Below are 26,695 nucleotides of genomic sequence, written 5' to 3' on the forward strand. Positions count from 1 at the left end.
ACGCTGCCCCCATGACCGATGCCGCCGCTGTCGCCCCGGGGTCGTCCGATGACCCGGTGGACCCGAAGGATTACGCCGCCCGGATGGAGCGTGCCGCGCTGTCGGCCGCCGATGCCGGACTGGCCGGACTGATCGTCACACCGGGCCCGGATCTGGTGTGGCTGACCGGCTATCGGCCGCCCACCACCGAGCGGCTGACGGTGCTGCTGCTGGCTCCGGGACGCCGGCCGCAGCTGCTGGTGCCCGCCCTTGAGCGGCCTGATGCCGAACGTGCCCCGGGAGCTCGAGCGTTGGCGGTCAGCGGCTGGACGGACGGCGAGGACCCGTACGCGCTGATGGCCAAGCTCCTGGAGCCGAAGGGCCGTTACGGGGTCTCCGACAATGCCTGGGCGTTGCATCTGCTGGCTTTGCAGCGCAACCGCCCGGAGGTGGCGTACGGCGCCCTCACGGAGGTGCTGCCGATGCTGCGCGCGGTCAAGGACGCCTACGAGGTGGAGCGGCTCGCCGCGGCGGGGGCCGCCGCGGACGCCACGTACGAGCAGATCGTGGGCCTGCGCTTCGCCGGGCGCCGGGAGCACGAGGTGGCGGCGGACCTGGCGCGGCTGTTGCGCGAACACGGCCACAGCCAGGTCGATTTCACGATCGTCGGCTCCGGGCCGAACGGCGCCAACCCGCATCACGAGGCGGGGGAGCGGGTGATCGAGGACGGCGACATGGTCGTCCTGGACTTCGGCGGACTGAAGGACGGATACGGCTCGGACACGACCCGCACGGTCCATGTGGGGGAGCCGACGCGCGAGGAGCGGGCCGTGCACGACCTGGTGCGCGAGGCGCAGCAGGCGGCCTTCGAGGCGGTGCGGCCGGGGGTGGCGTGCCAGGAGATCGACCGGGTGGCGCGGCAGGTCATCCGGCGGGCCGGGTACGGCGAGTACTTCATCCACCGCACCGGGCACGGCATCGGGGTGACCACGCACGAGCCGCCGTATCTGGTCGAAGGGGAGCACCTGCCGCTGGTGCCGGGGATGTGTTTCTCGATCGAGCCGGGGATCTATCTCCCGGGCCGGTTCGGCGTCCGTATCGAGGACATCGTGACCTGCACGGAGACGGGCGGCCGACGGCTGAACAACACGGACCGCGAGCTGCGCGTGGTGGCCTGACGGCCCTCTTGGCCCCCTGGCCCGGGGGCCCGCGCTACAGCGGGCGGTGCATGATGTGCAGCCCGGTGTACGTGCCGCCGGGCAGGCGGTAGCCCTCGGGGAGCGTGCCGATGACGGTGAAGCCGAGTGAGCGCCAGAGGGCGACGGCGCGGACGTTGGTCTCGACGACGGCGTTGAACTGCATGGCGCGGTAGCCCTCGGCGCGGGCCCATTCGATGGTGTACTCACCGAGCGCGCGGCCGATGCCGTGGCCCGCGTGCTCGGGGGCGACCATGTAGCTGGCGCTGGCGATGTGGGCGGCCGGGCCCATGTGGTTGGGGTTCATCTTGGCCGTGCCGAGCACGGTTCCCGCGTCGTCGACCGCGACGACCGTCCGGCCGGGCGCGGTCAGCATCCAGCACTCACGGGCGAAGTCCTCGCCGATGTCGCGCGGAAACGTGAAGCTCTCGCCCGCCGAGGCCACGGTGCGGACGATGGGCCAGATGGCGGGCCAATCGGCAGCCTCGGCGACTCCGATCTTCATGGGCCCCAGCATGACCGCCCGGGCGGGCGCGCGCGACAGGTTTTCGTGGCGGTGGCGGCGGCACCGCGCGGTGCCGCGTTCAGGGTCCTCCAGGGTCCTCGCCACCATCTCGCGTGCTGCCGTTGCCGGTTGCACCGGCCGGATATCGTCCTGCACTGCACTGACGGACCAGCGGACGGGGATGTGACGGGTGAGCGAGAAGGATTTGCTGGCGCGACGGTTCGAGGAACACCGGCCCCATCTGCGGGCGGTGGCCTACCGGATGCTGGGCTCGCTCGGTGACGTGGACGACGCCGTCCAGGAGACCTGGCTCAAGCTGAGCCGTTCGGACGTCACCGGGGTGGAGAACCTGGGCGGCTGGCTGACCACGGTGACCGGCCGGGTGTGCCTGGACATGCTGCGCTCGCGCACCACGCGGCGCGAGAGCCCGCTGCACGACGACGACGGGCAGATCCGTCTTCCCGACCCGGTCGTCAGCGGTCCGGACGGCCTCGACCCCGAACAGGAGATACTTCTGGCCGACTCGGTCGGCCTCGCCCTGCTGGTGGTCCTGGAGACCCTCGCTCCCGCCGAGCGTCTCGCCTTCGTCCTGCACGACATGTTCGCCGTGCCCTTCGACGAGATCGCCCCCGTGCTCGGCCGCACCGCCGCCTCGACCAGGCAGCTCGCCAGCCGCGCCCGCCGCCGGGTCCAGGGCGCGGCGCCCGCTCCCGACACCGGTCTGGCCCACCGGCGCCGCATCGTGGACGCCTTCCTCGCGGCCGCGCGCGGCGGGGACTTCGACGCCCTCGTCTCCGTGCTCGATCCGGAGATCGTGGCGCGCTCCGACGGTGGGACGCTGCGTCCGGGCGTGATCCGCCGCGGCGCGGCCGATGTCGCCTCGCAGGCGATCACCTTCGCCCGGTTCGCGGAAGCCGCCCACCCGGCGCTGGTCAACGGCACCCCCGGCGTGGTCGCGGTGGCGGAGGGCCGGGCGATCTCGGTCATGGCGTTCACCGTCCAGGGCGACAGGATCACCACGCTCGACATCCTCACCGACCCCGAGCGTCTCGCGCGGATCGATCTGAGCGTGCTCGGCGGCTGATCCGGCCTCGCTGGACGGCGCTCGGCGGACGGCGGGAGGGGCCCTCCCGCCGCTCCCGGGGGGCGGGCGATGACGTCGGACGAAGGCGTCAGGCCTGGCGTCGGGCGACGGCCTCGGCGGCCCGGGTGGGGTCGCCCGCGGGCGTGCCGTGCTTGGGCGCCCGCGCGGTGACGAGGAGGCCGCTCGAGACGGCGGCGAGCAGCATGATGCCCGAGCCCCAGCCGATCGCGACGTGGAAGCCGTGGACGACGCCTTCCTTGGTGACGGCGTCCCGGACGGCGGGCGTCAGCGGGCCGTCGTCGGCGGCGGACTCGAGGTGCGCGGCGATGTAGCCGGCGCTGGTGGTGGTGGCGATGGTGTTGAGGAGCGCGGTGCCGACGGAGCCGCCGACCTGCTGGGCCGTGTTGACCGTGGCGGAGGTGACACCGGACTCGGTCGGGGCGACCCCCGCCGTCGCGGTGGCCATGACGGGCATGAAGATCAGGCCCATGCCGAGCCCGACGAGGATCTCGGCGGGCAGGACGTGCGAGACGTAGGCGGGCTCGACGGTCAGGAAGGTCAGCAGGAACAGCCCGACGGCGGCCAGCAGCGCCCCGGGCACCATCAGGGTGCGCGGCGGCACATGGGTCATGAGCCGGGCCGAGATCTGGGTCGAGGTGAGGATGATCGTGGCGGTCAGCGGCAGGAACGCCATGCCGGTCCGCACGGGGGAGTAGCCGAGCACGACCTGGAGGTAGTACGTCATGAACAGGAACATTCCGAACATGGCGACGACGGCGAGCCCCATCGTCAGGAACGCACCGCCACGGTTGCGGTCGCGAATGATGTGCGGGGGCAGCAGCGGGCTGCGGGCCCGGGTCTGCCACCACGTGAAGACCGCGAGCAGCGCCACCCCGCCGGTCAGCAGGGCGAGGACGAGCGGATCGCCCCAGCCGCGCGGCTCGGCCTCGCTGCAGCCGTAGACCACGGCGACCAGACCTCCGCAGCCGAGCAGCACGCCGGGGATGTCCAGGCGCGGGCGGTGGGCGGGGCGGTGGTCGTACAGCAGCCACAGGGCACCGGCGAGGGCGCCCAGCGCGATCGGGATGTTCACGTAGAGACACCAGCGCCAGTTCAGGTACTCCGTCAGCAGCCCGCCCGCGATCAGTCCGATCGCGGAGCCGCCGCCCGCGATGGCGCCGTAGATGCCGAAGGCCTTGCTGCGCTCCCGCACGTCCGTGAACGTCGTGGTCAGGAGAGAGAGCGCGGAGGGCGCCAGCAGCGCGGCGAAGACGCCCTGGAGGGCGCGGGCGGCGAACAGCAGCGTCGAGGTGTGGGCGGCGCCGCCCAGCGCGGACGCCGCCGCGAAGCCGACGAGCCCGACCGTGAAGGTGCGTTTCCGGCCGACCAGGTCCGCGACCTTGCCGCCGAGCAGCAGCAGACCGCCGAAGGCGAGGGTGTAGGCGGTGATCACCCATTGGCGGTCGCCGTCGGACATGTGGAGCTCGCGCTGGGCGGAGGGGAGGGCGATGTTCACGACCGTCGCGTCGAGGACCACCATCAGCTGGGCGAGCGCGATGACGACCAGGCCCCACCAGCGGCGGCGGGAGTCGGGCGGCTCGGCCGGCGCCCGCGTGCCATCCGGGCTCGTCGGACTCGAACTCATCGGAACCTGCCTTTCGCGGCCGGTTTTCCGACGGCCGACGACGGCGTCTGATGCGCCCGTCCAGCGTAGGTGCGATGGCGCGGGGCCGCTTCTCGAGCCGGGCGCCTCAGGGGACGAGGACGACCTTGCCCATCGTGGCGCGCGAGGTCAGTGCCACGTGCGCGGCGGCGGCGTCGGCGAGCGGGAAGCGGTGCACGGTGGGGACGACGTTGCCCGCCGCGGCCTGGGCCAGCGACTCCTCCTCCAGCCTGCGCAGCCCCACCTGCCCGCCGCCGAACCGGGCCAGCATCGGCGGGCCGAGGGCCGACTGCGAGGTGAGGGACCGCTCGGCGAGCTCCTCGGGGTCCAGGGTGAGCGGGCCGCCGGAGGACCAGCCGTGGACGAGGTGCGTGCCGCCGGGGCCGAGCAGGTCGACGGCGGCGCGGGCGGCGGGGCCGCCCACGGAGTCGAAGACGACCGTGGCGGTGCGCCCGCCGAGGGCGGTCCGGGCCGCCTCGGCCCAGTCCTCGGCGGTGTAGTCGAAGGCGAGGTCCGCGCCCAGCTCGCGCACCCGCCGGACCTTGGCCGGGCCGCCGGCGAGGCCGACGACCTTCGCGCCCGCGTTCTTGGCGTACTGCGTGAGCAGTGAGCCGATGCCCCCGGCCGCCGCCGTCACGATCACGACGTCCTTGCCGGTCAGCTCGGTGTAGCCGAGAACGCCGAGTGCGGTGCGGCCGGTGCCGATCATGGCAATGGCCTGGTCCTCGCGCAGCCCGGCCGGTATCTCGTGCAGCTTCTCCGCGTCGATGACGGCCAGCTCGGCGTAGCCGCCGGGGGCGGTGCCGAGGTGCCCGACGACACGGCGGCCGAGCCAGCGGGGGTCGGTGCCCGCCCCGAGGGCGTCGACGGTGCCCGCGATCTCACGGCCGGGGACGCTGGGCAGCTCCGGCAGCGGGTACGGGCCGTTCGGGTCGCCGGCGCGCAGAGTGGTGTCGACGAGGTGCACACCGGCGGCGGCGACGGCGACCCGGACCTGCCCGGGGCCGGGCTCGGGGTCGTCGGTCCTCTCGTAGGTGAGGTTCTCGGCGGGACCGAAGGCGTGCAGCCGGACGGCGTGCATGGGTTCTCCTCGAGCGATGTTCCGGTGGACTCCTTGAGTCTTCAATCTCAACCATGGTTGAGGTCAAGGGCTGCGGCGGTGCGTGCCGAGGGGCGTTGTCAGTGCCGTGTGCCACGGTGGCGGTATGACGACGCGCGGCAGGCAGAAGCCAGGCAAGGACCAGCCGACGGCCCGGCTCCCGGAGGTACGGCTGCCGCCGCTGCGGCCGTGGGAGGGGGCGGAGCTGGAGCGGGAGGGGGATTACGACGGCGTCGATTTCACCGGGGCCGATCTCGCCGGTCAGACCGCCTCCGGCGCCCGTTTCATGGACTGCGGGATCTCGCGCTGCGCGCTGGACGAGACGCGGCTGACCCGGGCCCGGCTCCTGGACTGCGTGCTCGACGGGGTGCACGGGGTGGGCACGGATCTGGCGGAGGCGACGCTGCGCGACGTGGAGCTGCGGGACGCGCGCCTGGGCGGCACCCAGTTGCACGGCGCGGTGCTGGAGCGGGTCCTGGTGCGCGGCGGGAAGATCGACTATCTGAATCTGCGCACGGCCACGCTCAAGGACGTCACCTTCGAGGGCTGTGTGCTCGCCGAGGCCGACTTCGGCGGGGCGCGGCTGGAGCGGGTCGTCTTCCGGGACTGCGTGCTGCGCCGGGTCGACTTCACCGCCGTGCGGATGAAGGACGTGGATCTACGGGCGGTGACCGAGCTGGACATCGCCCGGGGGATCGATCAGCTGGCGGGCGCGGTGATCAGCCCGCCCCAACTGCTGGACCTGGCCCCCGTGTTTGCTGCGCAGATCGGCGTACGGGTCGCCGGCCGCGAGCTGTGACGTACGCACCTCCGCTGCGCGGCGGTGTCCTCAAGCGCCGGACGGGCTGCTGTGCTGTGTCCTCAAGCGCCGGACGGGCTGCTGTGCTGTGTCCTCAAGCGCCGGACGGGCTGCTGTGCTGTGTCCTCAAGCGCCGGACGGGCTGGTTTGGCTGAGCTCAGCCGAATCCAGCCCGTCCGGCGCTTGAGGACGCGCCCGCAGGGCGCCCGGCGATGTCAGACCCGCGGGAAGCGGCTCTGCAGGTTCCATACGACCGGGTTGTCGGCGAGACCCTCGTGCATGTCGGAGAGGTCCGCGATCAGGTCGTGGAGGAAGTCCCGCGCCTCGCGGCGCAGTGCCCTGTGGTTGAAGCTGAGCGGGGGCTCGTCCGCCGGCTGCCAGTCGGCGGTGACCTCCACCCAGCCGAAGCGGCGCTCGAACATCAGCCGGTCGGTCGACTCCGTGAAGTCCAGCTCCGCGTACTGCGGGATGGACGCGCGATTGCCCCGGGGGTCGCGGTCGACCTGCTCCAGGACGTCGCACAGCGCCCACGCGAAGTCGAGCACGGGAACCCATCCCCAGCCTGTGGACAGCTCCCGGTCCGTCTTCACGTCGGCGAGATAGACGTCACCGCAGAAGAGGTCGTGCCGCAGCGCCCGTACATCCGCCGTGCGGTAGTCCGTCTGCGGCGGGTCGGGGAAGCGGTGCGAAAGCGAATAGCCGAGGTCGATCACGCCTCGATGGTGTCACGGGCGTCGGCCGGGTGCGTAAACGCGCCTGCCCGTGCCCCCGCCACCGTCGGTGGCAAGGGCACGGGCCGGTCACCGGAGGGTGATCACCGCGTGGGTGTGTGAGCACTACGGGTGCGGTGATCACTTCCGGGACGTCCGCCGTGCCGTGTCCCGGGCCGGGGCCCGGTCACGTCACGAGGGGGGTCACTTCACGTTGATGGCGGTCCAGGCGGCGGCGACCGTCTTGTACTCCGTGCTGGTGGAGCCGTAGAGGTCCGCGGTGGCCTTCAGGGTGCCGGCGCGGGCCGCCTTGTAGTTGGTGGTGGAGGTGAAGTACGTGGTCAGGGCCTTGTACCAGATCTTGGTGGCCTTGTCCCGGCCGATCCCGGTGACCTTGGAGTTGTTGTAGGTGGGGCTGTTGTAGCTCACACCGTTGATGGTCTTCGCGCCGCTGCCCTCGGACAGCAGGTAGAAGAAGTGGTTGGCCGGGCCCGACGAGTAGTGGACGTCGGAGTTGCCGAGGTTCGAGGACCAGTAGTCCTTCGAGGCGCCGTCCTTGCTCGGCTTGTCCATGTAGCGCAGCGGGGTGCCGTCGCCGTTGATGTCGATCTTCTCGCCGATGAGGTAGTCACCGGCGTCCGTGGAGTTCTTGGCGTAGAACTCCGAGGCGGTGCCGAAGATGTCGCTGGTCGCCTCGTTGAGGCCACCGGACTCGCCGCTGTAGTTCAGCCCGGCGGTGGCCGAGGTGACGCCGTGCGTCATCTCGTGGGCGGCCACGTCGAGGGAGGTCAGCGGGTTGGCGTTGTTCTCGCCGTCGCCGTAGGTCATGCAGAAGCAGTCGTCGTCCCAGAAGGCGTTGACGTAGCCGTTGCCGTAGTGGACGCGGGAGTAGGCGCCGACACCGTCGCCCTTGATGCCGCTGCGGCCCAGGACGTTCTTGTAGAAGTCCCAGGTGACCGCCGCACCGTAGTGCGCGTCGACGGCGGCGGCCTGGCGGGCGGCGCCCCAGACGTCGCTGGAGTTGGTGAAGAGCGTGCCCGTGCCGGACGTGCCCTGCTTCAGGTCGTACGTCTTGTGGCCGCCGCGCTCACCGTCGGTGAGGGAGTAGCCGGAGGACGTCTTGGTGGTGGTCACCGGGACCGTGCCGCTGTAGGTGCTGGTGCCGCTGCCGGTCTCGATGGCCTCGCGCTGGAACAGCGTCTTGCCGCTGGCCGCGTCGGTGACCACGTGCAGCTTGCTCGGGGTGCCGTCCTTCTGGACGCCCTTGACGACGGTCTCGTACGCGAGGACGGCCTTGCCGCCCGCGGCCCAGACGACCTTGCGCGGGGCCTGGCCGTCGGCCTTGGCGGTCTTCTCCGCGGCGGCCACGCCGAGCGCCTTCTGCTTCGCCGCGGCGGGCGCGAGGGAAGCGGACGTCGTGGGCACGGATATGTCGGCCTCGGTCGCCTTGGTGACGCTGCGCGAGCCGCTCTTCGCCTGGTGCACGACCAGGTCGCCGCCGAGCACCGGCAGGCCGTCGTAGGTGCGCTCGTAGCGCGTATGCACCGTGCCGTTCGCGTCCTTGACGACGTCCCGGACGACGAGCTTCTCCTTGCCACCGAGGCCCAGCTTGGCAGCGGTGGAGGAGGCTCCCGCCTGCGCGTCCTTGAGCGCGGACACCCGCTGACCGGCGGAGAGCGCCAGCGCCGTGGCGCCGTTCTCGCGGTCGGCCGCGGCGGTCGCGGAGCCGGTCTGGACGCCGACGGCGACCATGGCGGCGGAGGCGACCAGCGCTGCGGCGCGCAGGGTGTGCTTGCGGGAGGTGGAGGTGATGAGTCTCAACTCTGCTCCTAATGCATGGCCGCGAACACGCGGCCGAATGAGGGGGGTTCGGGCAGCCGGTGGAGACCGCCCGTTTGGTGCAGGAGTGGTGCAAGAGCGAATTGAGGAGAGAGTGCCATCACTTCCCTGTCATTGACAGGGGCGCAACAAGGATTTGATCTAGCGTTTTCTTAACAGCGGTTGATTGGATCCGCTATGCGGTGAACTGCGCCCGATTGGTCTGCACTTGACGGCCTACCGGAGCGTTCAACTGAGCAACCGCTGTTCCTTCGCCACCGCCACGGCGCCCGCGCGCGTGTCGACGCCGAGCTTGTCGTAGATCCGACCCAAATGCGTCTTCACCGTGGCCTCGCTGATGAACAGCGCCCGTGCGATCTCACGATTGCCCAGCCCGCGGGCGAGTTGACCGAGGATGTCCCGCTCCCGCTCGGTGAGCGCGGGCCGGCCCGCACCGCGCATCCGGGCCATCACGCGGCCCGCGACGGGCGGCGACAGCGCGGTGCGCCCCTCGGCGGCGGCGCGGATCGCGGAGAACAACTCCTCCGGCCGCTCGGCCTTCAGCAGATAGCCGGTCGCCCCGGCCTCGATGGCGCGGGTGATGTCGGCGTCGGTGTCATAGGTGGTGAGGACGAGAACGTACGGGCCGTGCGCGCTTCTTCCGCCGCCGGTCTCCGTGACCGCCGCCGCGTCCGCGACGATGCGGCGGGTCGCCTCGATCCCGTCCATTCCCGCGCCGAGTTGAAGGTCCATCAGCACCACGTCGGGCCGCAGCCGTGCCGCCAGCGCGACCGCCTCCTCGCCGCCGCCCGCCTCCCCGACGACCTCGATGCCGGGTGCGCTGCCCAGCAGCGCGAGCAGTCCGGCCCGTACGACGGCGTGGTCGTCGCAGAGCAGGATGCGGACGGGGGCCGGTCCGGTGGGATCGGTCGGGGTCACGGGGTCTCCAGGGGAACGGACGCGGACAGTACGGTGCCCTCGCCGGGCGCCGATTCGATCGTCAGGGTGCCGCCGAGCTGGCGGACGCGGGCGCGCATCGCGGGCAGCCCGTGGCCGCGGGCCCCGCCGGGCGGGGCGGCGCCGGGGTCGAAGCCGCGCCCGTCGTCGGCGATGTCCAGGACCACCTGGTCGCCGAGATAGCTGAGGGTCAGGGCGACCGTCGTCGCGGCGGCGTGTTCGGTCACGTTCGCCAGCGCGCCCTGGGCGATGCGCAGCAGGGCCGACCGCACCCGGTCGGGCAGCGGGACGGGGACGCCCTCGACGTGGAAGCGCACGGAGACGGTGGTCGACTCCGGCGCGGCGAGCGCCCGTAGCGCGTCCTCCAGCCCCGCGCCCCCGTCGAACTGCGGCGGCGCCAGATCGTGCACGAACCGCCGTGCCTCGGCCAGCCCGCGGGCGGCGATGTCCGCCGCCGTACGCACATGCCGACGCGCCGCTTCCGCATCCGAATCCCAGGTGCGGTCCGCTGCCTGGAGCAGCATCTGCTGGCTGGACAGGCCCTGGGCCAAGGTGTCGTGGATCTCCATGGAGAGCCGCTGCCGCTCGGCGAGGGTGCCCTCGCGCCGTTCGGTGGCGGCGAGTTCGCGCCGCGTACGGAGCAGATCGTCGATCAGCGCGCGCTGCCGGGCCGCCTGGCGCTGGGTGTGGACGAAGACGGCGGTGGCGATCGCGGCGACGGCGGGCGGGGCGAACACGAGGTTGGGGTCGAAGCCCTCGGCGAGGCGCAGCTGCGCGGCGACCACCAGGGTGGTGAGCAGGGCGACCAGCACGAGCGACGCGCGGGCGGGGAGGGTGCGCAGGCCCGTGTAGAAGAGGGGAACCGCGCACCACGCGAAGCTCGGCGCGAGGACGACCAGCACGACCCATGACGCGACGACGGCCCCCAGCCAGGTGAACCGCCGGCCCGTGCCGGGTCCCCCCAGCACGGGCCCGAGTACATAGAGGAGGGCGAGGGCCACGCTGAACGCGATGATCCAGGGGGTGCGGGGTTCGCCGGGGTGGCGGATGAGGAAGCGGACGAGGGACGCGCCGAGGAGGAGGAAGAAGGCCGCGTGCATGACGGCTTCCAGCCAGGGGGCGTCCGGGTCGGGCGCGGCTTGTGGCTGGTGCTGCACGCTTCTCCTTGCCGTCTGTAGTTTTCGCTTGCGGGCGGGCCTCAGTTTGCCGTTTCGCCTGCGGGCGGGCTGGTGGGGATCGGGCCGTCGGCGCCGACGGCCACCACACTTCTAACCCGCGCGGAGCGCACCCCGCATCGGCCGATCGGTTGACACGGGGGACAGCCGGGACGGCGATGTCCGGGGGGCGTGGCGGCTCGAGGATGGAGACACGGTTCATCTCACGAGGAGCGCATGATGCAGATCCCCACCCTGTCCAAGCGGGCCCGCGTACTCACCGGTGCCGCGGCTGCCGCCGCCGTCGCGGCCGGTGCGTTCGGTGCCGTTTCCGCGACCGCCTCGCCCGCCGCCGGGCAGCAGACCCCGGTGCGCGCTGTCGTCGGCAAGAGCCTCAACCAGTCGACGCACCTGTCGCTGGCCGCCGCCACCAAGGCCGCGCAGGGCGCGCTCGCCGCCGCGCAGAAGGAGGGGCAGAAGGTCTCGGTCGCCGTGGTCGACCGCAACGGCAACACGCTCGTCACGCTGCGCGGCGACGGCGCGGGCCCGCAGTCGTACGAGTCCGCCGTGCGCAAGGGCTTCACTGCGGTGTCCTGGAACGCGCCCACCTCGGAGCTGGTCAAGCGCCTCCAGAGCGCGCCGAACCTCAAGGACATCCCCGGCACGCTGTTCCTGCCGGGCGGCGCCCCGGTCCAGGCGCAGGGCGCGCCGGTCGCGGGCATCGGGGTCGCGGGGGCGCCGAGCGGTGACCTGGACGAGAAGTTCGCCCAGGCGGGCGTCGCCGCACTGGGCTGATCGGCCGAAGGGCCGGGTACACGAGGGCCGGCGCGGGGCAAGCGCGACGCGGCGGCCTTCCGGCACTGCCGCATCGGGCTCTACCCGGGCGAGATCGACCCGCTCTGGTGACTGGCGTCTACTTCGGTTCGTCGGTCGGCCGGTTGCCCAGCTGGTCGTTGAGCTTCTGCTGGGCCGTGTCCACCTGGCTCTGGTACTTGTTCTGCGTCTTCGCGTCGAAGGCGTCACCGGCCTTCTCGACGCCTTGGCGTGTCTGGTCCGGGTGCCCCTTGATCAGACCTTTGAGCTTGTCGAGCATGGACATGGTGGTCCTCCTCGTGGGATGTCTGACGTACCTCAGCATCTCCGCATTCGGCCCGGCCCGCATCCGCGGGGGAGGGCGCGCGGGGGCCCTCGGGCGGCGTGCGGAAGCCCCGGCTCAGGGTTTCCTGAGGGGGACGGCCACGCCCAGCTCGGGGGTGACCGTGAACCGGGCGGCCGCGCAGTCCTCGGTGGCGGGGACGGCGACGACGGGCTCGTCGAGCCGCCCGCCGACGGCGACGCCGGTGATCGTGCGACGGTGGCACTGCTTGCCCAGTTCCGTGCCGGGCAGCTTGTCGGCGGTGGCGCGCAGATGGATCTCCACCGGTACGGGCTGCTTGACCTGCGGTGACTTCTCCGGTGGCGGGTTGGCCGCCCAGGCGTAGACGACGAGGCAGGCCGCGGTGAGGACGCCGGTGCGCAACAGCGTGCGGATCAGGGCGCGATAGAGCTGCTGGGACTGCCAGGCGTTGGCCCGGGTGAGACAGAGAGTGACGGCGTGTTCCAGGGCGGCGACGTGCTCCTGGGCCTCGGTGTCCGTCGGGGTGTGCGCCGCCCGCGCGCGGGCGCTCTCGAGCTTCCGGCGAATGGCGGCGGTGCCCTCGAACGGCACGGCCTCGGTGGAGCTGGCCTCCTTGAGCAGTTGCAGCAGCGCGTCGTAGGAGAGGTGGCTGCGGCCGGCGGACAGCAGCGGCTGTGCCCTGCCGCGGCGTCTGATCGCGGGTATCTCGTGGTTGACGAAGATGTCGGTCCAGGTCAGGTCGGGTGTGATCAGCACATGAGCGGCTCGCACGATCATCCAGCCGGTGCCGAGGAGGGCGACGAACACGGCCCCCAGTGCCAGCGGCAGCCGCCAGGGCTCCTCGGTGCCCAGCCCGCCCAGCGACCCCAGCTGCAGCCCGGCCACGAGCACCGTGCCGACGGCGGCGAACGCCGTGGTCAGCCAGCGGGCGGCCTCGCGGATGGAGGTACCGCGGTCGGGCGTGGTCTCTGTGACAGGGGGTGTGCCCTGGGGCAGCGACACCTGGCCTCTTCTCTCCAGCGCAGTGTTCAACAGGCTCAATTACCGTACGGGGAAGGTGTTCTGGCGCAGTTCGAGGATGCGCCCACCCTTTGGCGGGTATCCAACTTGCAGCATCTTCGCTCCACAGATGTACTACATCTTGATGGACAAGTTGCGGCACACTGGGGCGGGCGCACCCGAGGTATGAGGAGAGACGTATGACCAAGGTCAGCTTGAGTGAGGCCCGGATCGTCACGATGCGTGAGCTGTCGCAGCGGACGTCCCAGGTGGTCCAGGAGATCTGCCAATCGGGTCAGCCTGCGCTCATCACTCGGCACGGCAAGTTCCTCGCCGCGATCGCTCCACTGGAGGACGTCACCATCGACGCGGCGATCCAAAGCATCGCCGGACGTGCGCCGTTGCCCGATGACGACGGCAGCAGGACCCTGCTGGATCCTGATACCGCCCGCCGTCACCTGGGATTGACGCCTTGAAAGTACGCCTGAGGCGTGCGGGGCGCTGCGCTATAAAAGAGCGGTGCAGCGACCCTACTTACTCAGCATCAATGCCTGCGAGGATCTCTATGGTTGCGGCCGAGTGCTCGTAGAAAGCCTGTTTGACGTCATTCAGCACGGGTTGACGATCCCACCGGATCCGGAGGACGAGGACGAGGGCGGCAAGCCGCCGCCCTGCTACTACTGGCGCCGCGGGCTGCTGAAGGAGCACCGGGCGAAACTCACCGAGGCGCTGAGGTCCGGTCAGGACGAGGAGCCCTCGTACGGCGACGAGCAGGCGTGGAACTACGTCATCGTCTTCCGCAAGGCGACGGCCGCGGAGTGCATCACCGGCCGTATGCGGCTCAAGGACGAGCCCGTCGTGGTGGAACGTTTTCTGGACAGCGCGCGCATCGGTTCCGAGGTGCTCTCGCTCGTCCTGCGGCAGTAGCCGCCCCCGGGGCTAGAGGATCGTGTGCTGCTCGGCCCGGTCCAAAGTGTCCATGAAGCGCTGGAAGCTCTCGGCGGACTCCGCACTGCCGGCCGTCACCGTGAACTCCTCGGGCGACATGAACGCCGCCAGCCGTTCCCGTGTCTCGGGGTCCAGCGCATCCCACGCCGCTCTATCCAGACGTGACTGCGCCGCAGTTTCCGCACTGCCAGTTTCCATTGTTGAGTTGCCTCATGTCTGCAGATTCACATGCGGGACAGGTCATGTGCGTCTCCCGAGCGATGATGTCAGCCGGTTGCCGACACCGGTAGTGGCCGTTCACCCATCAACAGTCGGGCGTTCCACGCCCCCCGGCGGCTCTGATGGTACGGGCCGGGCGGCGCGCGGCAATAGGGGAAATGCGCCGGATGGACGCACCCGGGCGGCCGCGGTGGGGACGCGGCCGCGAAAGGGTACGAAGAGAGGGTCACCCGCGGCGGGGTGACCCTCTCCAGGGCCTGTCCGCCGGACAGGCCCTGCGCTCAGCCGCTCGGCGGCCGCGCGCTACGGCGGTCTCAGACGTTGACGCCGAAGTCCGACGCGATGCCCGCGAGGCCCGAGGCGTAGCCCTGGCCGACCGCGCGGAACTTCCACTCCGCGCCGTTGCGGTACAGCTCGCCGAAGACCATGGCGGTCTCGGTGGCCGCGTCCTCGCTCAGGTCGTAGCGGGCCACCTCGGCGCCGCCGGCCTGGTTGAGGATGCGGATGTAGGCGTTGCGCACCTGGCCGAAGTTCTGGCTGCGGGACTCGGCGTCGTAGATGGAGACCGGGAAGACGATCTTCTCGACGTCGGCCGGCAGGCCCGCCAGGTTGACGTTGATCTGCTCGTCGTCGCCCTCGCCCACGCCGGTGGTGTTGTCACCGGTGTGCACGATGGTCTGGTCCGGGGTGGACTTGTTATTGAAGAACACGAAGTGGGCGTCGGAGTAGACCTTGCCCGTCGGGTTCACCGCGATGGCGCTCGCGTCGAGGTCGAAGTCCGTGCCGGTGGTGGTGCGGACGTCCCAGCCGAGGCCGACCGTGACGGCCGTCAGGCCCGGGGCCTCCTTGGTGAGGGAGACGTTGCCGCCCTTGGACAGGCTTACAGCCATGGGATAGGTCCCTTTCTATCGATTCGTCGGGCCTCGCGAGGTACGAACGAAGGTCCGCGCACGAAGCTACCGTCACCCCCGTTAACGCGAGCAGGGGACCGAAGGGTTCCAGCCCTCTTTACTTTCTTTGCCAATTCCTGATGCGGGCGTCGTGAGGGCAGGCGCAAAACGAGGTGACGCACCCGGCTCCGGCACGGGATCATGGGTGTCATGTCCGGTCCACACGTCATCCGCGGTTCGGTCTCCCTGCCGGAGGCCGAGCTGATGTGGCGTTTCTCGCGCTCCTCCGGCCCGGGGGGCCAGCACGTCAATACCAGCGACAGTCAGGTCGAGCTGAGGTTCGACCTCGCCCGCACCGAGGCGCTGCCGCCGGTGTGGAAGGAGCGCGCGCTGGCCCGGCTGGAGAGCCGGCTGGTCGGCGGCGTCGTGACCGTGCGGGCCTCGGAGCACCGCTCGCAGTGGCGCAACCGCGAGACGGCCGCCGTGCGGCTCGCCGCGCTGCTGGCCGAGGCGACCGCGCCGCCGCCCCGGCCCCGGCGCGCGACGAAGATCCCGCGCGGGATCAACGAGCGGCGGCTGCGGAACAAGAAGCAGCGGAGCGACACCAAGCGCGGCCGCTCCGGACGCGACTGGTCCTGAGCGCCGCGCCGGGCGGACGGGGTGGCGGTCCGGGCCGGCATCCGGTTCCGGCCACGGCCGGGCCCGGGGCGGCGTCCGGTTCAGGCCAGCGTCCGGTACCGGCCCCGGAAGTACGTCAGGGGCCCGGCTTCCGACGACGTCGGGGCCGATGCCGTCAGCACCCGGCCGATGACCAGCGTGTGGTCCCCGGCCACGACCCGCTGCTCGGTCCGGCACTCCAGCACCGCCAGTGCGCCCCCGACCAGCGGCGCGCCCGAGGCCTCCCCGCGGGTGTAGGCGATGTCCTCGAAGAGCAGCCGGTCGCTGATGCGCCCCTTCATGGCGAAACGCCCCGCGACGTGCCGCTGGCTCTCGGCGAGTACGGACACCGCCCACAGCGGCTGCTCCGCCAGCAGATCGTCCATCCGTGAGCCGTTGCGAACGCTCACCATGACCAGCGGCGGATCGAGGGAGACGGACAGGAAGGCCGTCGCCGTCATGCCGACGTCCTCGCCGCGTGGGCCGTCCTCCGGGTCGTGCGCGGTCACCAGCACCACGCCGGCGGCGAGGCGGGCGAGGGCGGCACGGAATTCGTCGGCGCTCACCCCATCAGGATGGGCTATGGCGGTCTCGAGGGGCGTAGTCGTCTGCAACACACTCCGCACGCTAGCCGTCCCGTCCGGCGTGCCGCATCGGACCGGGGAACCAGTCCGGGCCGATCGGGGGTCCTAGGTCGTGAGGGTTCCGTATTTGCGTTCAGGAAGCATAAGAACGCCTTCGAACGCCAGTAGTAGGACTCCATCGCCCTCTGTGACATGGGTCACAGAGGGCGGTAATTGTTGACCCTGTGTACCGAGTGGTCAGCTCGCTGTGATTCAGTGGCCGGGGTAAGCGGACGACAAGAAGCCTGGAGTTGCTGTCGGGGTCTCGGGGGAGAGCGAGCTATGGAGACCGAGTCGGAGCCGTATGTCCGCCTGGCGACCTTGAGGCAGTTGCATCAAGTAGTCGCTGATCTGAACACCGCGCGCAGCCTCGCGGACACGTTGCAGACCGTGGCGGACGGCATCATCGCCGGGCTCGGCTACGAGCTCTCGGCCGTCAATCTCGTACGCCCCGACGGGGACCTCGTGGTGGCCGCCGTCGCGGGCAGCGCCGGGGCGGAGGCCCTGATGGCGGGCCGGGTCGGCTCACGGGTGTCCTGGGAGCGCCGGCTCGCGATGGGCGACCACTGGGGCGATCTGCGCTTCATCCCGTACACCGAGGGCTGGGTCCTCGACGACGACGACGTCCCGCAGTGGCACACCACCGGACCCGCCCCGCGCTTCGCCGACGAGTGGCACCCCATGGACCGCCTCTTCGCCCCGATGTACACCGCGGGGGCCTCGGGCGGCGAGCTCCTCGGCGTCATCTCGGTCGACAAACCGCGCAACGGCCGCCGCCCCGGCGCCTGGGGACGCGAGGCGCTCCAGATGTACGCCTTCCAAGCCGCGATTGCGATCAGTAACGCTCGTCTGCGCGCAAACATGCAGCGCGCCCTGGTCAGACTGGAGCGCGAACAGCAAGCGCTCCGCGCCAGTGAGGAAAGCTTCCGCCAGGCCTTCGAGTACGCGCCCAGCGGCATGGCCATCGCCGAGATGGGCGGCGACCAGCACGGCCGGCTGCACCGCACCAACGACGCCCTGTGCCGGCTGCTCGGCCGGTCCGCCTCGCAGATGCGCCGCTACTCCTTCTCCGACCTCGTGCACCCCGAGGACGTCGGCACCCTGCTGCGCACCTCCGCCGAGGGCGGCCGGGCCGAGCTGCGCCTCGGCCGCCGCGACGGCACCTACGTCTGGGTATCGCTGCGCAATTCCGTGGTGGCCGACGCCGCCGACGGGCCGCGCTTCCTGCTCACCCACGTCGAGGACATCGAGGAGCGCAAGCGCCACGAGCTGCAGCTCGCCCACCGCGCCAGCCACGACTCGCTGACCGGGCTGCCCAACAGCGCCGAGCTGAGAGCCCGCCTCGGCAGCCGGCTCTGCGACCGCCCGGCGGGCAGCGAGACCCACGCGGCGGCGGCCGTCGGGCCGTACGGCTGTCTCGACGGCTTCGCCGAGGTCGAGAGCGCTGCCTACGGGCACGGCTTCGGCGCCGACGTCGGCCCGGACTACGCGCCGGAGCGCGGCGGCGAGAGCGCCCCCGACGAGTACCGCGGCGGGCCGGAGGCGGGCTACGACCACCATGTGCACACCATCGCGCCCGACGAGGAGACCGACGACGGCATCAAGGGCCTGGCCGTCCTCTTCTGCGACCTCGACGGCTTCAAGTCGATCAACGACCGGTTCGGCCACCACACCGGGGACGCCGTGCTGATCGAGGTCGCCCGCCGGCTGAGCAACGGCGTGCGCGACGGCGACACGGTGGCCCGCCTCGGGGGTGACGAGTTCGTCGTCCTGGCCGACGGGCTGGGGCTGGCGGATGCGGAGGATCTGGCCGTCCGGCTGCGCAATGCCATCATTCCGCCCATAAGGGTGGAAGGCCGGGCGGTCCGCGTCGGGGCCAGTTTCGGTATCGGCTGGGCCGCGTGCGGAATGTCCGCGGAGGAAGTTCTCGCCTCCGCCGACCAGCGGATGTACGTCGAGAAGCGGTCCCGGTCCAAGGCCGGGCGGCGCGCCTGCTGAGGTCCAGACCACGGCGTGGTCTCCCCCGATCGGGGTAGGCTGCGCCGATGCGGCACCGACGCCGACCGTGAATCGATCATGAATTTTGGCCATCCGAACCCGCGGTAGCCGGCCGGGCCGCCCCGGCCTCCACGGCCGCGGGTTCAGGCGCGTACGCAGGTGGGCGCCGATGGGCAACACCATGTTGGGAGTGACAGGGGATGACGGCGGGTAATAACGGCCAGGGCACGCCGGAGGGCGACGACCCGTTCGGCTACCTGTACCGCTCGGAAGGCGGCGACGGGAACACCGACGGCGGTCAGCCGGCGCACCAGCCCGGCGTCCCCCGTACGTCGTACAACCAGGTCCGCCCGGTCGGCTCGCGCCAGTACGGCCAGCAGCCCCAGCAGCAGGTCACCTACGGCCAGCAGGCCCCGGGCACCGGTCCGGCGCCGCACTACGCCGCCCCCGAGACCCTCCCCGGCGGCGCCCCCCAGCACCCCGCCCCGGGCGGGCGCGGCGGCGCCCGGTCCAAGCGGCGCGGGCCGCTCATCGCCGCCGTGGCCGTCGTCGCGGTCGTCGTGGCCGGCATCGGCGCGGCGATCTTCGCCAACGGCTCGGACGAGAAGAAGGAACAGCAGAACACCGCGAACGGCGGCGGCGAGGAAAAGCCGGCCCCGGCGGAGGACGACAAGCCCACCGAGCCGAAGAAGGACGAGCCGGAGAAGCGCAAGCCCGCCAAGCTGCCCAAGGAGGACGCGGCGAGCCTGCGGCTCAGCGGCGGTGCCGTCACGGAGAAGACCGTGCCGGGCGCGCAGGGCGACGGTGGTCTCTACATCGCCGGCATGAACAAGCAGGGCGCCGGTGTCGAGTGGAAGGTCGACGTCGAGAAGGCGGGCGACTACCGGCTGAACGCGCGCTACGGCGTGCCCGGCACGGACGCCGCCCTCACGATCTCCGCCAACGGCAAGGCCGACTCCCGGGCCATCAACATGAAGAACTTCGGTGGCACGAAGGACTGGGAGAACGGGTGGAAGACCACCTGGTCCCTGGTCAAGCTCAACAAGGGCACCAACATCCTCAGGCTGTCCTGCGAGGCCGGCAATTCCTGTGACGTGCACCTCGACCAGCTGTGGATCTCGCCCAAGACCGGCTGACGTCTCGCGGCGGTCAGCGTGCGGCTGGCCGCCTTGTCAGCCGCTGACGGTCCGTAGGAAGCCCGCCACCGTCCGGGCCATCGCCTCCCGCGCCGGTGCCAGGTACCTGCGCGGGTCGACGGTGGACGGGTGGGCTTCGAGGAAGGCACGGACCGCGCCCGTGAACGCCGTGTTCAGGGCCGTGCCCACATTGATCTTCACCATGCCGGCGGCGACCGCGCGGCGCAGTTCCGCGTCCGGGACGCCCGACGAGCCGTGCAGGACCAGGGGCACGGGCACGGCGTCCCGGAGCCGGGCGATCAGGGCGTGGTCGAGGGCCGCCGTGCGTTCGGTCATCGCGTGGGAGCTGCCGACGGCCACGGCGAGGGCGTCGACGCCGGTGTCACCCACGTAGGCGGCCGCCTCGGCCGGGTCGGTGCGTACGCCCGGGGTGTGCGCGTCCGGTGGTGGCTCGCCCGCCTTGCCGCCCACCCGGCCCAGCTCCGCCTCCACCCACATGCCGCGCTCGTGGCCCCAACGCACGGCCTCCGCCGTCGCCTTGACGTTCTCGCCGTAGCCGCGCCGGGACGCGTCGAACATCACCGAGCCGAAGCCGTGCGCGTGCGCGGCGTGCAGGAGCGCCACGTCCTCGACGTGGTCGAGGTGGAGCGAGAGCCGTGCGGTCGAGGCGCGGGCGACGGCGGCCGTGGCGGCGGCGATGGGCGCGAGGTCGCCGCCGTGGAACCTCACCGCGTTCTCGGAGACTTGCAGCACCGCGCCCGTGCCCGCGGCCTCGGCGCCCGCCGCGATGGCCTCGGCGTGCTCCACGGTGATGACGTTGAAGGCGGCGACCGCGCGGGCGGCGGCGCGGGCTGCGGTGACGAGTTCGGCGGTGCTGACGAGTGGCATGGCTGCCTCAACCCTCCGGCCGTAACGGCCCTCGTGACCCCGCGCGGCGGCGGGGCCGGTCCGGTGCCGGCGGCGTCCGCCGGGTGGTGCCGCGCCGCGGGCCCATGGTGGCGGGCGGCCGCGCCCGCCCGGCCCCGGCCCGCCGTGCCGCCTGTGCCGCCCGTGCCGTCACGCCGGGGTGACCTTCACCTGCGGCAGCAGGCCCTCGTACGTCGCGCGGTCGAACTCGCCCGCCGCGGTGGCCCGTACGGTCGCGGCCGAGAGGGCCACCGCGCGGGCGATGCGGTCCGGCCAGGACAGGCCCTCGGCCCAGCCGGACAGCAGGCCCGCGACGGCGGAGTCGCCGGCGCCCGTCGGATTGCCCGTCAGCCGGCGGGGCGGCGCGGCACGCCAGGCGCCGTCCGGGGTGAGCGCCAGCAGCCCGTCCGGGCCGAGGGACGCGGCGACGGCGTGGGCGCCGCGCCGGCGGGCGTCGTGCGCCGCGCGCAGCGGCTCGGTGGAGCCGGTGAGCGCGGCGAGTTCCGCGGCGTTGGGCTTGACCACGTCCGGCCGGGCGGCGATGCCGCGGCGCAGCGGCTCCCCGCCGGTGTCCAGCAGCACGGGCACCCCGGCCGCCCGCGCGGCCCGTACGAGCTGCGCGTACGCCCCCACCGGCACGCCCGGCGGCAGGCTCCCGCACAGCGCGACGGCCCGGGCGTCGCGCAGCAGCCGGCCGTAGGCATCGCCGAACGCGGCCCACTCCTCGGGAGCGACGTCCGGTCCCGGCTCGTTGAGCTGCGTCGAGTCGCCGGTGGACTCGTCGACGATGCCGACCGTGCGGCGGGTGTCGCCGGCGAGCGTGACGAGGGCGTCGGTGATCCTCGCCGAGCCGTCCGCGAGGTGCCGCCGCAGGACGTCGCCCGTCGCGCCGCCCGCGAAGCCCGTCACGACGGTGTCGTGACCCAGCGCGGCCAGCACCCGGGCGACGTTGATCCCCTTGCCGCCCGGGCGTTCCGCGGCGTGGGTGACGCGGTGCGAGGTGTGCGGACGCAGCCGTGGGACGCGGTAGGTCAGATCGAGCGCGGCGTTGAGCGTGACGGTGAGGATCACCGGCGTCTCCCTCCCGGGGCCGTCGTACGGGAACGTCGTGCGGGACCGTGTGACGGCAACCCTGCTGTCCGTACCGGGGGTTCGTGGACGCCCGGCGCGAGCGATCATGCCAAAACAGCGACGGCAGGCCCAGACCTGGGGACCCGCCGCCGCTGTTCCGCCACCGCTCAAGGGCGGTGCAAATTACTTCACTTCGGGATGGATCAGCCATTCGCCCTTGCGCATGACGCCGACCAGGTCGTACGAACCGTTCAGCACGACCAGGTCCGCGTCCTTGCCGGGCTCCAGCGAGCCGACCCGGTCGGCGAGGCCCAGCAGCCGGGCCGGGTTCACCGACAGCGCCCGCACGACGTCCTCGACGGGCAGTCCGTCGACGGTCACCGCGCGCTTGAACGCCGTGTCCAGCGTGAGCGTCGACCCCGCGATCGAGCCCGCCGTGGGCCCGTCGGCGATCCGCGCGACACCGTCCTTGACCTCGACCCGCATCGGCCCGAGCGGGAACATGCCGTCGGTCATGCCGGCGGCGCCCATCGCGTCGGTGATGAACGCGACCCGGTCCGCGCCCGCCCGGGCGAAGGCCAGCTCCAGCACGGCGGGGTGCAGATGCGTGCCGTCGTTGATCAGCTCGACGGTGACCCGCTCGTCCTCCAGCAGCGCGGCGATCGGGCCGGGTTCGCGGTGCAGCAGCCCCGGCATGGCGTTGAAGAGGTGGGTGGCGACCGTCGCGCCCGCGTCGATGGCCTCCAGCGCGGCCTCGTACGTGGAGTCGGTGTGCCCCACCGCCGCGATGACGCCGCTGTCGGCGAGCATCCGCACGGAGTCCAGGCCGCCGGGCAGCTCCGGCGCCAGCGTCATCATGCGGGCCGCGCCGTGCGCGGCGTCGACCAGCTTGCGCACGTCCGCCGGGTCGGGGTCGCGCAGCAGCCCCGGCTGGTGCGCGCCGCAGCGGTGCGGGGAGATGAACGGGCCCTCGAAGTGGATGCCCGCCAGGTCGCCCTGCTCGGTCAGCTCGGCCAGGACGGCCGCCTGCCGGGCGAGGTCGTCCAGGTCCCCGGTGACGGTCGAGGCGACCATGGTCGTCGTGCCGTGCGCGCGGTGCGTCGCGATGGCGGTGAGCGCCTCCTCGGCGCTGCCGGCGGAGAACGACGCGCCGCCGCCGCCGTGCACGTGGACGTCCACGAAGCCGGGGACGATCCAGTGACCGGTGAGATCGACGGACGGCTCCTCCCGCGCCACGTCGTTCACGATGCGCCGACCCTCGACCGTGACGCGGCCGTTGTCGACCACGCCGGTCGGCAGCACCACGCGGGCGCCGGTGAGAACCGTTCGTTCGACCATCAGGCGGATACCTCCGTGGTTTCGGGGGACGGGGTTTCGGGGGACGGGGTGGGGCGGGGCGCGGGGGTCCTCGCGGCCGTTCCGGCTGCTTCGGCGGTGAGCAGGTCCCAGGCGAGCAGGCCGGCGCCCAGGCACCCGGCGGTGTCCCCGAGCGCCGCGGGGACGATGCCGGGAAGCCTCTGGAACGTGATCCGCTCGGCGACGGCCGCGCGCAGCGGTGTGAACAAGGTTTCCCCCGCCTCCGCGAGCCCGCCACCGATGATCAACGTACGGGGATCCAGCAGGGTGAGGCCGGTGACGAGGCCGTCGGCGAGCGCGTCGACCGCCTCCTGCCACACCGCGCGGGCGGTGGCGTCCCCGGCCGCGACGGCCCGCGCGCAGTCCGCGGCGTCGGCGTCCGCGTCGCCGGACGCCTCGGCCCAGGCGCGGCTGACGGCCGAGGCGGAGGCGATGGTCTCCAGACACCCGCGCCCGCCGCACCCGCAGACCGGACCGCCGGGCCGGACGACGATGTGCCCGATCTCGCCCGCGTAGCCGTGGGCCCCGGCCTCGATCCGCCCGTCCATGCCGATCGCCCCGGCGATGCCCGTGCCGAGCGGCACGAACAGGAACCGGTCGGCACCCCGCCCGGCCCCGATCCGGCCCTCGGCGAGACCGCCGGTCCGTACGTCATGGCCGAGGGCGACCGGTACGTGGCCGAGGCGCTCGCTCAAGCGGTCGCGTAGTGGGACGTCGCGCCAGCCGAGGTTCGCGGCGTAGACGGCGATGCCGTTCGCGTCGTCGACGATCCCCGGCACGGCGACCCCCGCCGCCTCGGCCTGCCGCCCGTACCGCTCCGACCCGAGGGCGCGCAGCTCGGCGGCGAAGTCGAGGATCCCGGCGACGACGGCGTCCGGCCCCCGGTCACGACCGGTGGGCCGCCTGGCCTCGTACAGAAGCTCGTGGTCCGGTCCGACCAGGGCGGCCTTCATGCCGGTGCCGCCTACATCGAGCGCGATGACGTGTCTCACGGGAACAGTCTCGCGCGATTGCGTGTGAAAGGTCTAGTCCACTCGTGGGCAGGCTGCTGCCCCTGCGTGTCGTGGCTCTTGTTCGTTGCCGGGTGCGGGTTCGCCTGCGGCGGGCTGGTGGGGTTCGGGCCGTCGGCGCCGCCGCGGGTTGGTTGGGGGCGGGCCCGTGCCGCTCCGGTGGGTCCCGGGGCCGCTTCGCTTTACGCCCCGCGACCCACCTGCGCGTCCCGAGCCCTCACGCCGGTGGGCCTGCGGCGCCTCCGCCCCTGGGGGGAGGGGCTGGTTACCCGGCACGCCATCACGTCAGTGGACGGTCATGCCCGCCGCCCAAGGCATTCGCTTTACGCCCCGCGACCCACCTGCGCGTCCCGGGCCCTCACGCCGGTGGGCCTGCGGCGCCTCCGCCCCTGGGGGTCAGGACGGAAGGATCACGCTGCGCGTGAGGTTTCGGGGGTCGTCCGGGTTGTGGTTCTTGGACTCGGCCACCGCTACCGCCAGGCGTTGCGCGCGGATCAGGTCCGCCATCGGGTCCAGTCGGGAGCCGTCCGCTATCAGCGTGCCGCCCGTCGCGGTGATGTCGGCCGCCAGGCCCTCCGGGCGGGGGCCGAAGATCCACGCCACCCGGCCCGGGGCCGTGATCGCGACCGGGCCGTGGCGGTACTCCATCGCCGGGTACGCCTCCGTCCAGGCGCACGCCGCCTCCCGCATCTTCAGGGCCGCCTCCTGCGCCAGCCCGTACGCCCAGCCGCGCCCCAGGAATGTCCACTGCTCCGCTGCGAGCACCGCCGGCGGCAGCGGCTCGGCGACGGCCGTCTCCGCGTCCGCCGCCGCCTCGGCGACCGTGCGCACCCCGGCCGGCAGCGGGCCGTGCGTCTGGAGGCCGGAGCGCAGGTACGCCAGGGCCGTCGTCGCGAAGCGCGTCTGGACGACGGACTCCTCGTCCGCCCAGTCCAGCACCGCCACCGTGTCCGCCGCCTCCATCACGGGCGTCTTCGGGTCGGCGGTCAGCGCCAGCGTCGGCGTCCGGCCGCGCAGCGCGGTCAACAGGGCCAGCACCTCGGTCGTGGTGCCGGAGCGGGTGATCGCCACGACCCGGTCGTAGGCGCGGGCCGCGGGGAATTCCGACGACGCGAAGGCGTCCGTCTCGCCCTGCCCGGCGGCCTCCCGCAGCGCCGCGTAGGCCTGGGCCATGAACCAGGACGTGCCGCAGCCCGTGACGGCCACCCGCTCGCCGGGCAGCGGCAGTCCCGGCGCCCCGGCCGCGGCCCCGGCCGCGCGGCGCCAGCAGTCGGGCTGGGTGGCGATCTCCACGGCGGTGCGGGAGGTACTGCGAGCGGACTGTTCCATGCGCGGGTGCTCCTTGCGAGGTGTGTGCGGGTAACGGTCAGCACCGTGGATAGCACCCCCTGTGACATGGGGGGAAGGGCGATACCGAAGCGAGATGCCGGTCGGGTAGACCGTAAGGTGGCGAGCGGGAGAGACTCACGGTCTCCAGCGGACAAATCACCAACCTCAAGGGTGGGAAGCAGTAGTGCAGCGGCGGCGTTTCTTGGGTCTGACGGCGGCAGGTGCCGCCACGGCGGCGTTGGCGCCCGCACTGACGGCATGCGGTAGCGAAGCGACCGGCGGTGACAAGAAGATCCGGCTGATCGCGGCGGACTACGGCGACAAGCCGACCAACAGCTCCAAGAAGTACTGGGATTCCCTGGCCCGCGAGTTCGAGTCCAAGAACAAGGGCATCAAGGTCGACGTCAGCGTCTACAGCTGGACCGAGGTCGACAAGAAGGTCGCCGACCTGGTCGCGGCCGGCAAGGCCCCCGACCTGGCCCAGATCGGCGCGTACGCCGACTTCGCCGCGGTCGGCAAGCTCTACAGCGCCGAGCAGCTGCTCTCCATCCCCACCCAGGCCGACTTCATATCCTCGATCGCCAAGGCGGGCGAGGTGCACCGGGTGCAGTACGGCCTGCCGTTCGTCTCCAGCACGCGCCTGCTCTTCTGCAACCAGAAGCTCTTCGACAAGGCCGGCATCGCGAAGGCCCCCGAGAGCTGGTCCGAGCTCCAGGCCGCCGCGAAGAAGCTCCAGGCCTCCGGCGTGAAGATGCCCTACGGGCTGCCGCTCGGCCCGGAGGAGGCACCGGCCGAGACCATGATGTGGATGCTCAGCGGCGGCGGCAGCTACACCAACAACATCGGTGTGTACACCATCGATTCGCCCGAGAACATCAAGACGTTCGAGTGGCTGCGCGACGAGCTCGTCGGCAAGGGCCTCACCGGCAGCGGCGATCCCGCCCGCACCAACCGGCAGGAAGTCTTCGACGCGTTCACGCGCGGCGAGGTGGGCATGCTCAACGGCCACCCGACGCTGATGCAGCAGGCCGATGCCAAGGGCATCAAGTACACGATGGTTCCGCTGCCCGGCGTGAGCGGCAAGGCCAGGGCGACCATGGGCGTCGCCGACTGGATGATGGGCTTCAAGCAGAACGGCCACCGCGATCAGATCGGTGCCTTCCTCGACTTCGTCTACAGCAAGGAGAACGTGCTGGACTTCACCAGCCAGTACGACCTGCTGCCGGTGACCACGCCCGCGTCCGCGGCGATGGCCAAGGACGAGGAGCACAAGCAGCTCCGGCCGTTCCTGAAGGAGCTGCCGAACGCCGAGTTCTACCCGGCGGACAAGACGTCCTGGGCGAAGGTCAGCAAGTCGATCAAGGAGAAGATCGGCTCGACCGTGCAGAAGGGCGGCGACCCGGCCGCGGTGCTCGGCGAGATCCAGCGCGAGGCCATGGCGACGGAGAACGCGGGTCGTTAGGTTGGAGCAC

At 72.1% G+C, this 26,695-nt stretch carries 27 protein-coding genes; 10 read left to right on the top strand and 17 right to left on the bottom strand.

Translation table 11 applies throughout. The annotated features are described in order from the left end of the window. Positions 1 to 11: 11 nt before the first annotated feature. Positions 12 to 1,157: an aminopeptidase P family protein gene (locus JO379_RS19975; RefSeq protein ID WP_209516160.1), complete on the top strand. Its 1,146-nt coding sequence runs from the start codon at positions 12 to 14 to the stop codon at positions 1,155 to 1,157. 34 nt (positions 1,158 to 1,191) lie between these two features. Here the strand turns inward: JO379_RS19975 and JO379_RS19980 are convergent, their stop codons facing one another. Next, positions 1,192 to 1,680, bottom strand: a complete 489-nt coding sequence (locus tag JO379_RS19980; RefSeq protein ID WP_245381498.1) for a GNAT family N-acetyltransferase — start codon at positions 1,678 to 1,680, stop codon at positions 1,192 to 1,194. Between the two features lie 190 nt (positions 1,681 to 1,870). Between JO379_RS19980 and JO379_RS19985 the strand changes: the two genes are divergently transcribed. Beyond that, a complete protein-coding gene (locus tag JO379_RS19985; RefSeq protein ID WP_209516163.1) occupies positions 1,871 to 2,764 on the top strand; it encodes a sigma-70 family RNA polymerase sigma factor in 894 nt (297 codons plus the stop codon). An 88-nt stretch (positions 2,765 to 2,852) separates the two neighbouring features. Here the strand turns inward: JO379_RS19985 and JO379_RS19990 are convergent, their stop codons facing one another. After that, positions 2,853 to 4,409 (bottom strand): MFS transporter, encoded by a 1,557-nt coding sequence (locus tag JO379_RS19990; protein ID WP_130879326.1) that lies wholly within the window; start codon positions 4,407 to 4,409, stop codon positions 2,853 to 2,855. A gap of 106 nt (positions 4,410 to 4,515) precedes the next feature. Then, positions 4,516 to 5,508 (bottom strand): zinc-binding dehydrogenase, encoded by a 993-nt coding sequence (locus tag JO379_RS19995; protein WP_209516166.1) that lies wholly within the window; start codon positions 5,506 to 5,508, stop codon positions 4,516 to 4,518. A gap of 124 nt (positions 5,509 to 5,632) precedes the next feature. On the opposite strand from JO379_RS19995, the gene JO379_RS20000 reads away from it, so the two are divergent. Further along, positions 5,633 to 6,325, top strand: coding sequence for a pentapeptide repeat-containing protein (locus JO379_RS20000; RefSeq protein WP_130879328.1), 693 nt, complete (start codon positions 5,633 to 5,635; stop codon positions 6,323 to 6,325). A gap of 215 nt (positions 6,326 to 6,540) precedes the next feature. Here JO379_RS20000 and JO379_RS20005 read toward each other — a convergent pair whose 3' ends face one another. The 4 genes from JO379_RS20005 to JO379_RS20020 form a co-directional block, all read right to left on the bottom strand. Next, positions 6,541 to 7,038, bottom strand: coding sequence for a hypothetical protein (locus tag JO379_RS20005; protein ID WP_130879329.1), 498 nt, complete (start codon positions 7,036 to 7,038; stop codon positions 6,541 to 6,543). 201 nt (positions 7,039 to 7,239) lie between these two features. Then, positions 7,240 to 8,787, bottom strand: a complete 1,548-nt coding sequence (locus tag JO379_RS20010; protein WP_372449144.1) for a M4 family metallopeptidase — start codon at positions 8,785 to 8,787, stop codon at positions 7,240 to 7,242. A 315-nt stretch (positions 8,788 to 9,102) separates the two neighbouring features. Next, entirely contained in the window at positions 9,103 to 9,792 is a 690-nt protein-coding gene (locus JO379_RS20015; RefSeq protein WP_209516169.1) for a response regulator, read from the bottom strand. Further along, positions 9,789 to 10,910, bottom strand: a complete 1,122-nt coding sequence (locus tag JO379_RS20020) for a sensor histidine kinase (RefSeq protein WP_130880237.1) — start codon at positions 10,908 to 10,910, stop codon at positions 9,789 to 9,791. The genes JO379_RS20015 and JO379_RS20020 overlap by 4 nt, the downstream gene beginning before the upstream one ends. A 300-nt stretch (positions 10,911 to 11,210) precedes the next feature. Here JO379_RS20020 and JO379_RS20025 point away from each other — a divergent pair, with 300 nt between their 5' ends. After that, positions 11,211 to 11,759 carry a GlcG/HbpS family heme-binding protein gene (locus JO379_RS20025; RefSeq protein ID WP_130880238.1) on the top strand — a complete coding sequence of 183 codons (549 nt, stop codon included), beginning with the start codon at positions 11,211 to 11,213 and terminating at the stop codon, positions 11,757 to 11,759. Positions 11,760 to 11,877: 118 nt separating this feature from the next. On the opposite strand, the gene JO379_RS20030 is transcribed toward JO379_RS20025, so the two are convergent. Together JO379_RS20030 and JO379_RS20035 are read right to left on the bottom strand one after the other, a co-directional pair. Then, entirely contained in the window at positions 11,878 to 12,063 is a 186-nt protein-coding gene (locus JO379_RS20030) for an antitoxin (RefSeq protein WP_130879332.1), read from the bottom strand. A 114-nt stretch (positions 12,064 to 12,177) separates the two neighbouring features. Next, positions 12,178 to 13,083 carry a hypothetical protein gene (locus JO379_RS20035; RefSeq protein ID WP_130879333.1) on the bottom strand — a complete coding sequence of 302 codons (906 nt, stop codon included), beginning with the start codon at positions 13,081 to 13,083 and terminating at the stop codon, positions 12,178 to 12,180. Between the two features lie 197 nt (positions 13,084 to 13,280). Here JO379_RS20035 and JO379_RS20040 point away from each other — a divergent pair, with 197 nt between their 5' ends. After that, the gene (locus JO379_RS20040) at positions 13,281 to 13,556 is read left to right on the top strand and encodes a type II toxin-antitoxin system Phd/YefM family antitoxin (protein WP_130879334.1); all 276 of its coding nucleotides are present in this window, start codon (positions 13,281 to 13,283) and stop codon (positions 13,554 to 13,556) included. 142 nt (positions 13,557 to 13,698) lie between these two features. Further along, a complete protein-coding gene (locus tag JO379_RS20045) occupies positions 13,699 to 14,007 on the top strand; it encodes a hypothetical protein (protein WP_130879335.1) in 309 nt (102 codons plus the stop codon). Positions 14,008 to 14,019: 12 nt separating this feature from the next. On the opposite strand, the gene JO379_RS20050 is transcribed toward JO379_RS20045, so the two are convergent. Both JO379_RS20050 and JO379_RS20055 read right to left on the bottom strand, forming a co-directional pair. Next, positions 14,020 to 14,226 (bottom strand): hypothetical protein, encoded by a 207-nt coding sequence (locus tag JO379_RS20050; RefSeq protein WP_165451584.1) that lies wholly within the window; start codon positions 14,224 to 14,226, stop codon positions 14,020 to 14,022. 335 nt (positions 14,227 to 14,561) lie between these two features. Then, positions 14,562 to 15,137: a TerD family protein gene (locus JO379_RS20055; protein WP_130879337.1), complete on the bottom strand. Its 576-nt coding sequence runs from the start codon at positions 15,135 to 15,137 to the stop codon at positions 14,562 to 14,564. A 210-nt stretch (positions 15,138 to 15,347) separates the two neighbouring features. Here JO379_RS20055 and arfB point away from each other — a divergent pair, with 210 nt between their 5' ends. After that, positions 15,348 to 15,776: an alternative ribosome rescue aminoacyl-tRNA hydrolase ArfB gene (gene arfB / locus JO379_RS20060; protein WP_130879338.1), complete on the top strand. Its 429-nt coding sequence runs from the start codon at positions 15,348 to 15,350 to the stop codon at positions 15,774 to 15,776. 80 nt (positions 15,777 to 15,856) lie between these two features. On the opposite strand, the gene JO379_RS20065 is transcribed toward arfB, so the two are convergent. Next, positions 15,857 to 16,420, bottom strand: a complete 564-nt coding sequence (locus JO379_RS20065) for a flavin reductase family protein (RefSeq protein ID WP_242626198.1) — start codon at positions 16,418 to 16,420, stop codon at positions 15,857 to 15,859. A gap of 279 nt (positions 16,421 to 16,699) precedes the next feature. On the opposite strand from JO379_RS20065, the gene cdgB reads away from it, so the two are divergent. Further along, positions 16,700 to 18,415, top strand: a complete 1,716-nt coding sequence (gene cdgB / locus JO379_RS20070) for a diguanylate cyclase CdgB (RefSeq protein ID WP_130879340.1) — start codon at positions 16,700 to 16,702, stop codon at positions 18,413 to 18,415. A 200-nt stretch (positions 18,416 to 18,615) separates the two neighbouring features. Beyond that, positions 18,616 to 19,551 (top strand): carbohydrate-binding protein, encoded by a 936-nt coding sequence (locus JO379_RS20075; protein ID WP_209516172.1) that lies wholly within the window; start codon positions 18,616 to 18,618, stop codon positions 19,549 to 19,551. Between the two features lie 36 nt (positions 19,552 to 19,587). Here the strand turns inward: JO379_RS20075 and JO379_RS20080 are convergent, their stop codons facing one another. From JO379_RS20080 to JO379_RS20100, 5 genes are all read right to left on the bottom strand, one after another. Beyond that, entirely contained in the window at positions 19,588 to 20,439 is an 852-nt protein-coding gene (locus tag JO379_RS20080; RefSeq protein WP_209516174.1) for a class II fructose-bisphosphate aldolase, read from the bottom strand. 168 nt (positions 20,440 to 20,607) lie between these two features. Beyond that, the gene (locus JO379_RS20085) at positions 20,608 to 21,528 is read right to left on the bottom strand and encodes a 1-phosphofructokinase family hexose kinase (protein WP_209516176.1); all 921 of its coding nucleotides are present in this window, start codon (positions 21,526 to 21,528) and stop codon (positions 20,608 to 20,610) included. Positions 21,529 to 21,711: 183 nt separating this feature from the next. Further along, positions 21,712 to 22,866 carry an N-acetylglucosamine-6-phosphate deacetylase gene (gene nagA, locus JO379_RS20090; protein WP_209516179.1) on the bottom strand — a complete coding sequence of 385 codons (1,155 nt, stop codon included), beginning with the start codon at positions 22,864 to 22,866 and terminating at the stop codon, positions 21,712 to 21,714. Further along, complete coding sequence (locus tag JO379_RS20095; protein WP_209516181.1) at positions 22,866 to 23,876, bottom strand: ROK family protein; 1,011 nt, start codon at positions 23,874 to 23,876, stop codon at positions 22,866 to 22,868. The genes nagA and JO379_RS20095 overlap by 1 nt, the downstream gene beginning before the upstream one ends. A 414-nt stretch (positions 23,877 to 24,290) precedes the next feature. Further along, the gene (locus tag JO379_RS20100) at positions 24,291 to 25,223 is read right to left on the bottom strand and encodes an SIS domain-containing protein (RefSeq protein WP_209516184.1); all 933 of its coding nucleotides are present in this window, start codon (positions 25,221 to 25,223) and stop codon (positions 24,291 to 24,293) included. A 184-nt stretch (positions 25,224 to 25,407) separates the two neighbouring features. Here JO379_RS20100 and JO379_RS20105 point away from each other — a divergent pair, with 184 nt between their 5' ends. Further along, positions 25,408 to 26,685 (top strand): extracellular solute-binding protein, encoded by a 1,278-nt coding sequence (locus JO379_RS20105; RefSeq protein WP_130879347.1) that lies wholly within the window; start codon positions 25,408 to 25,410, stop codon positions 26,683 to 26,685. The last annotated feature ends 10 nt before the right edge of the window (positions 26,686 to 26,695 follow it).

It is taken from the genome of Streptomyces syringium (genome assembly GCF_017876625.1).
GTDB classification, from domain to species: Bacteria; Actinomycetota; Actinomycetes; order Streptomycetales; family Streptomycetaceae; genus Streptomyces; species Streptomyces syringius.

Coding starts and splice junctions, on each gene's coding strand:
- JO379_RS19975 (WP_209516160.1), top strand. CDS start 12: ATGACCGATGCCGCCGCTGTCGCCCCGGGGTCGTCCGATGACCCGGTG.
- JO379_RS19980 (WP_245381498.1), bottom strand. CDS start 1,680: ATGAAGATCGGAGTCGCCGAGGCTGCCGATTGGCCCGCCATCTGGCCC.
- JO379_RS19990 (WP_130879326.1), bottom strand. CDS start 4,409: ATGAGTTCGAGTCCGACGAGCCCGGATGGCACGCGGGCGCCGGCCGAG.
- JO379_RS19995 (WP_209516166.1), bottom strand. CDS start 5,508: ATGCACGCCGTCCGGCTGCACGCCTTCGGTCCCGCCGAGAACCTCACC.
- JO379_RS20000 (WP_130879328.1), top strand. CDS start 5,633: ATGACGACGCGCGGCAGGCAGAAGCCAGGCAAGGACCAGCCGACGGCC.
- JO379_RS20010 (WP_372449144.1), bottom strand. CDS start 8,787: ATGGTCGCCGTCGGCGTCCAGACCGGCTCCGCGACCGCCGCGGCCGAC.
- JO379_RS20020 (WP_130880237.1), bottom strand. CDS start 10,910: ATGCACGCGGCCTTCTTCCTCCTCCTCGGCGCGTCCCTCGTCCGCTTC.
- JO379_RS20030 (WP_130879332.1), bottom strand. CDS start 12,063: ATGTCCATGCTCGACAAGCTCAAAGGTCTGATCAAGGGGCACCCGGAC.
- JO379_RS20040 (WP_130879334.1), top strand. CDS start 13,281: ATGACCAAGGTCAGCTTGAGTGAGGCCCGGATCGTCACGATGCGTGAG.
- JO379_RS20050 (WP_165451584.1), bottom strand. CDS start 14,226: ATGGAAACTGGCAGTGCGGAAACTGCGGCGCAGTCACGTCTGGATAGA.
- JO379_RS20055 (WP_130879337.1), bottom strand. CDS start 15,137: ATGGCTGTAAGCCTGTCCAAGGGCGGCAACGTCTCCCTCACCAAGGAG.
- arfB (WP_130879338.1), top strand. CDS start 15,348: ATGTCCGGTCCACACGTCATCCGCGGTTCGGTCTCCCTGCCGGAGGCC.
- cdgB (WP_130879340.1), top strand. CDS start 16,700: ATGGAGACCGAGTCGGAGCCGTATGTCCGCCTGGCGACCTTGAGGCAG.
- JO379_RS20075 (WP_209516172.1), top strand. CDS start 18,616: ATGACGGCGGGTAATAACGGCCAGGGCACGCCGGAGGGCGACGACCCG.
- JO379_RS20080 (WP_209516174.1), bottom strand. CDS start 20,439: ATGCCACTCGTCAGCACCGCCGAACTCGTCACCGCAGCCCGCGCCGCC.
- nagA (WP_209516179.1), bottom strand. CDS start 22,866: ATGGTCGAACGAACGGTTCTCACCGGCGCCCGCGTGGTGCTGCCGACC.
- JO379_RS20100 (WP_209516184.1), bottom strand. CDS start 25,223: ATGGAACAGTCCGCTCGCAGTACCTCCCGCACCGCCGTGGAGATCGCC.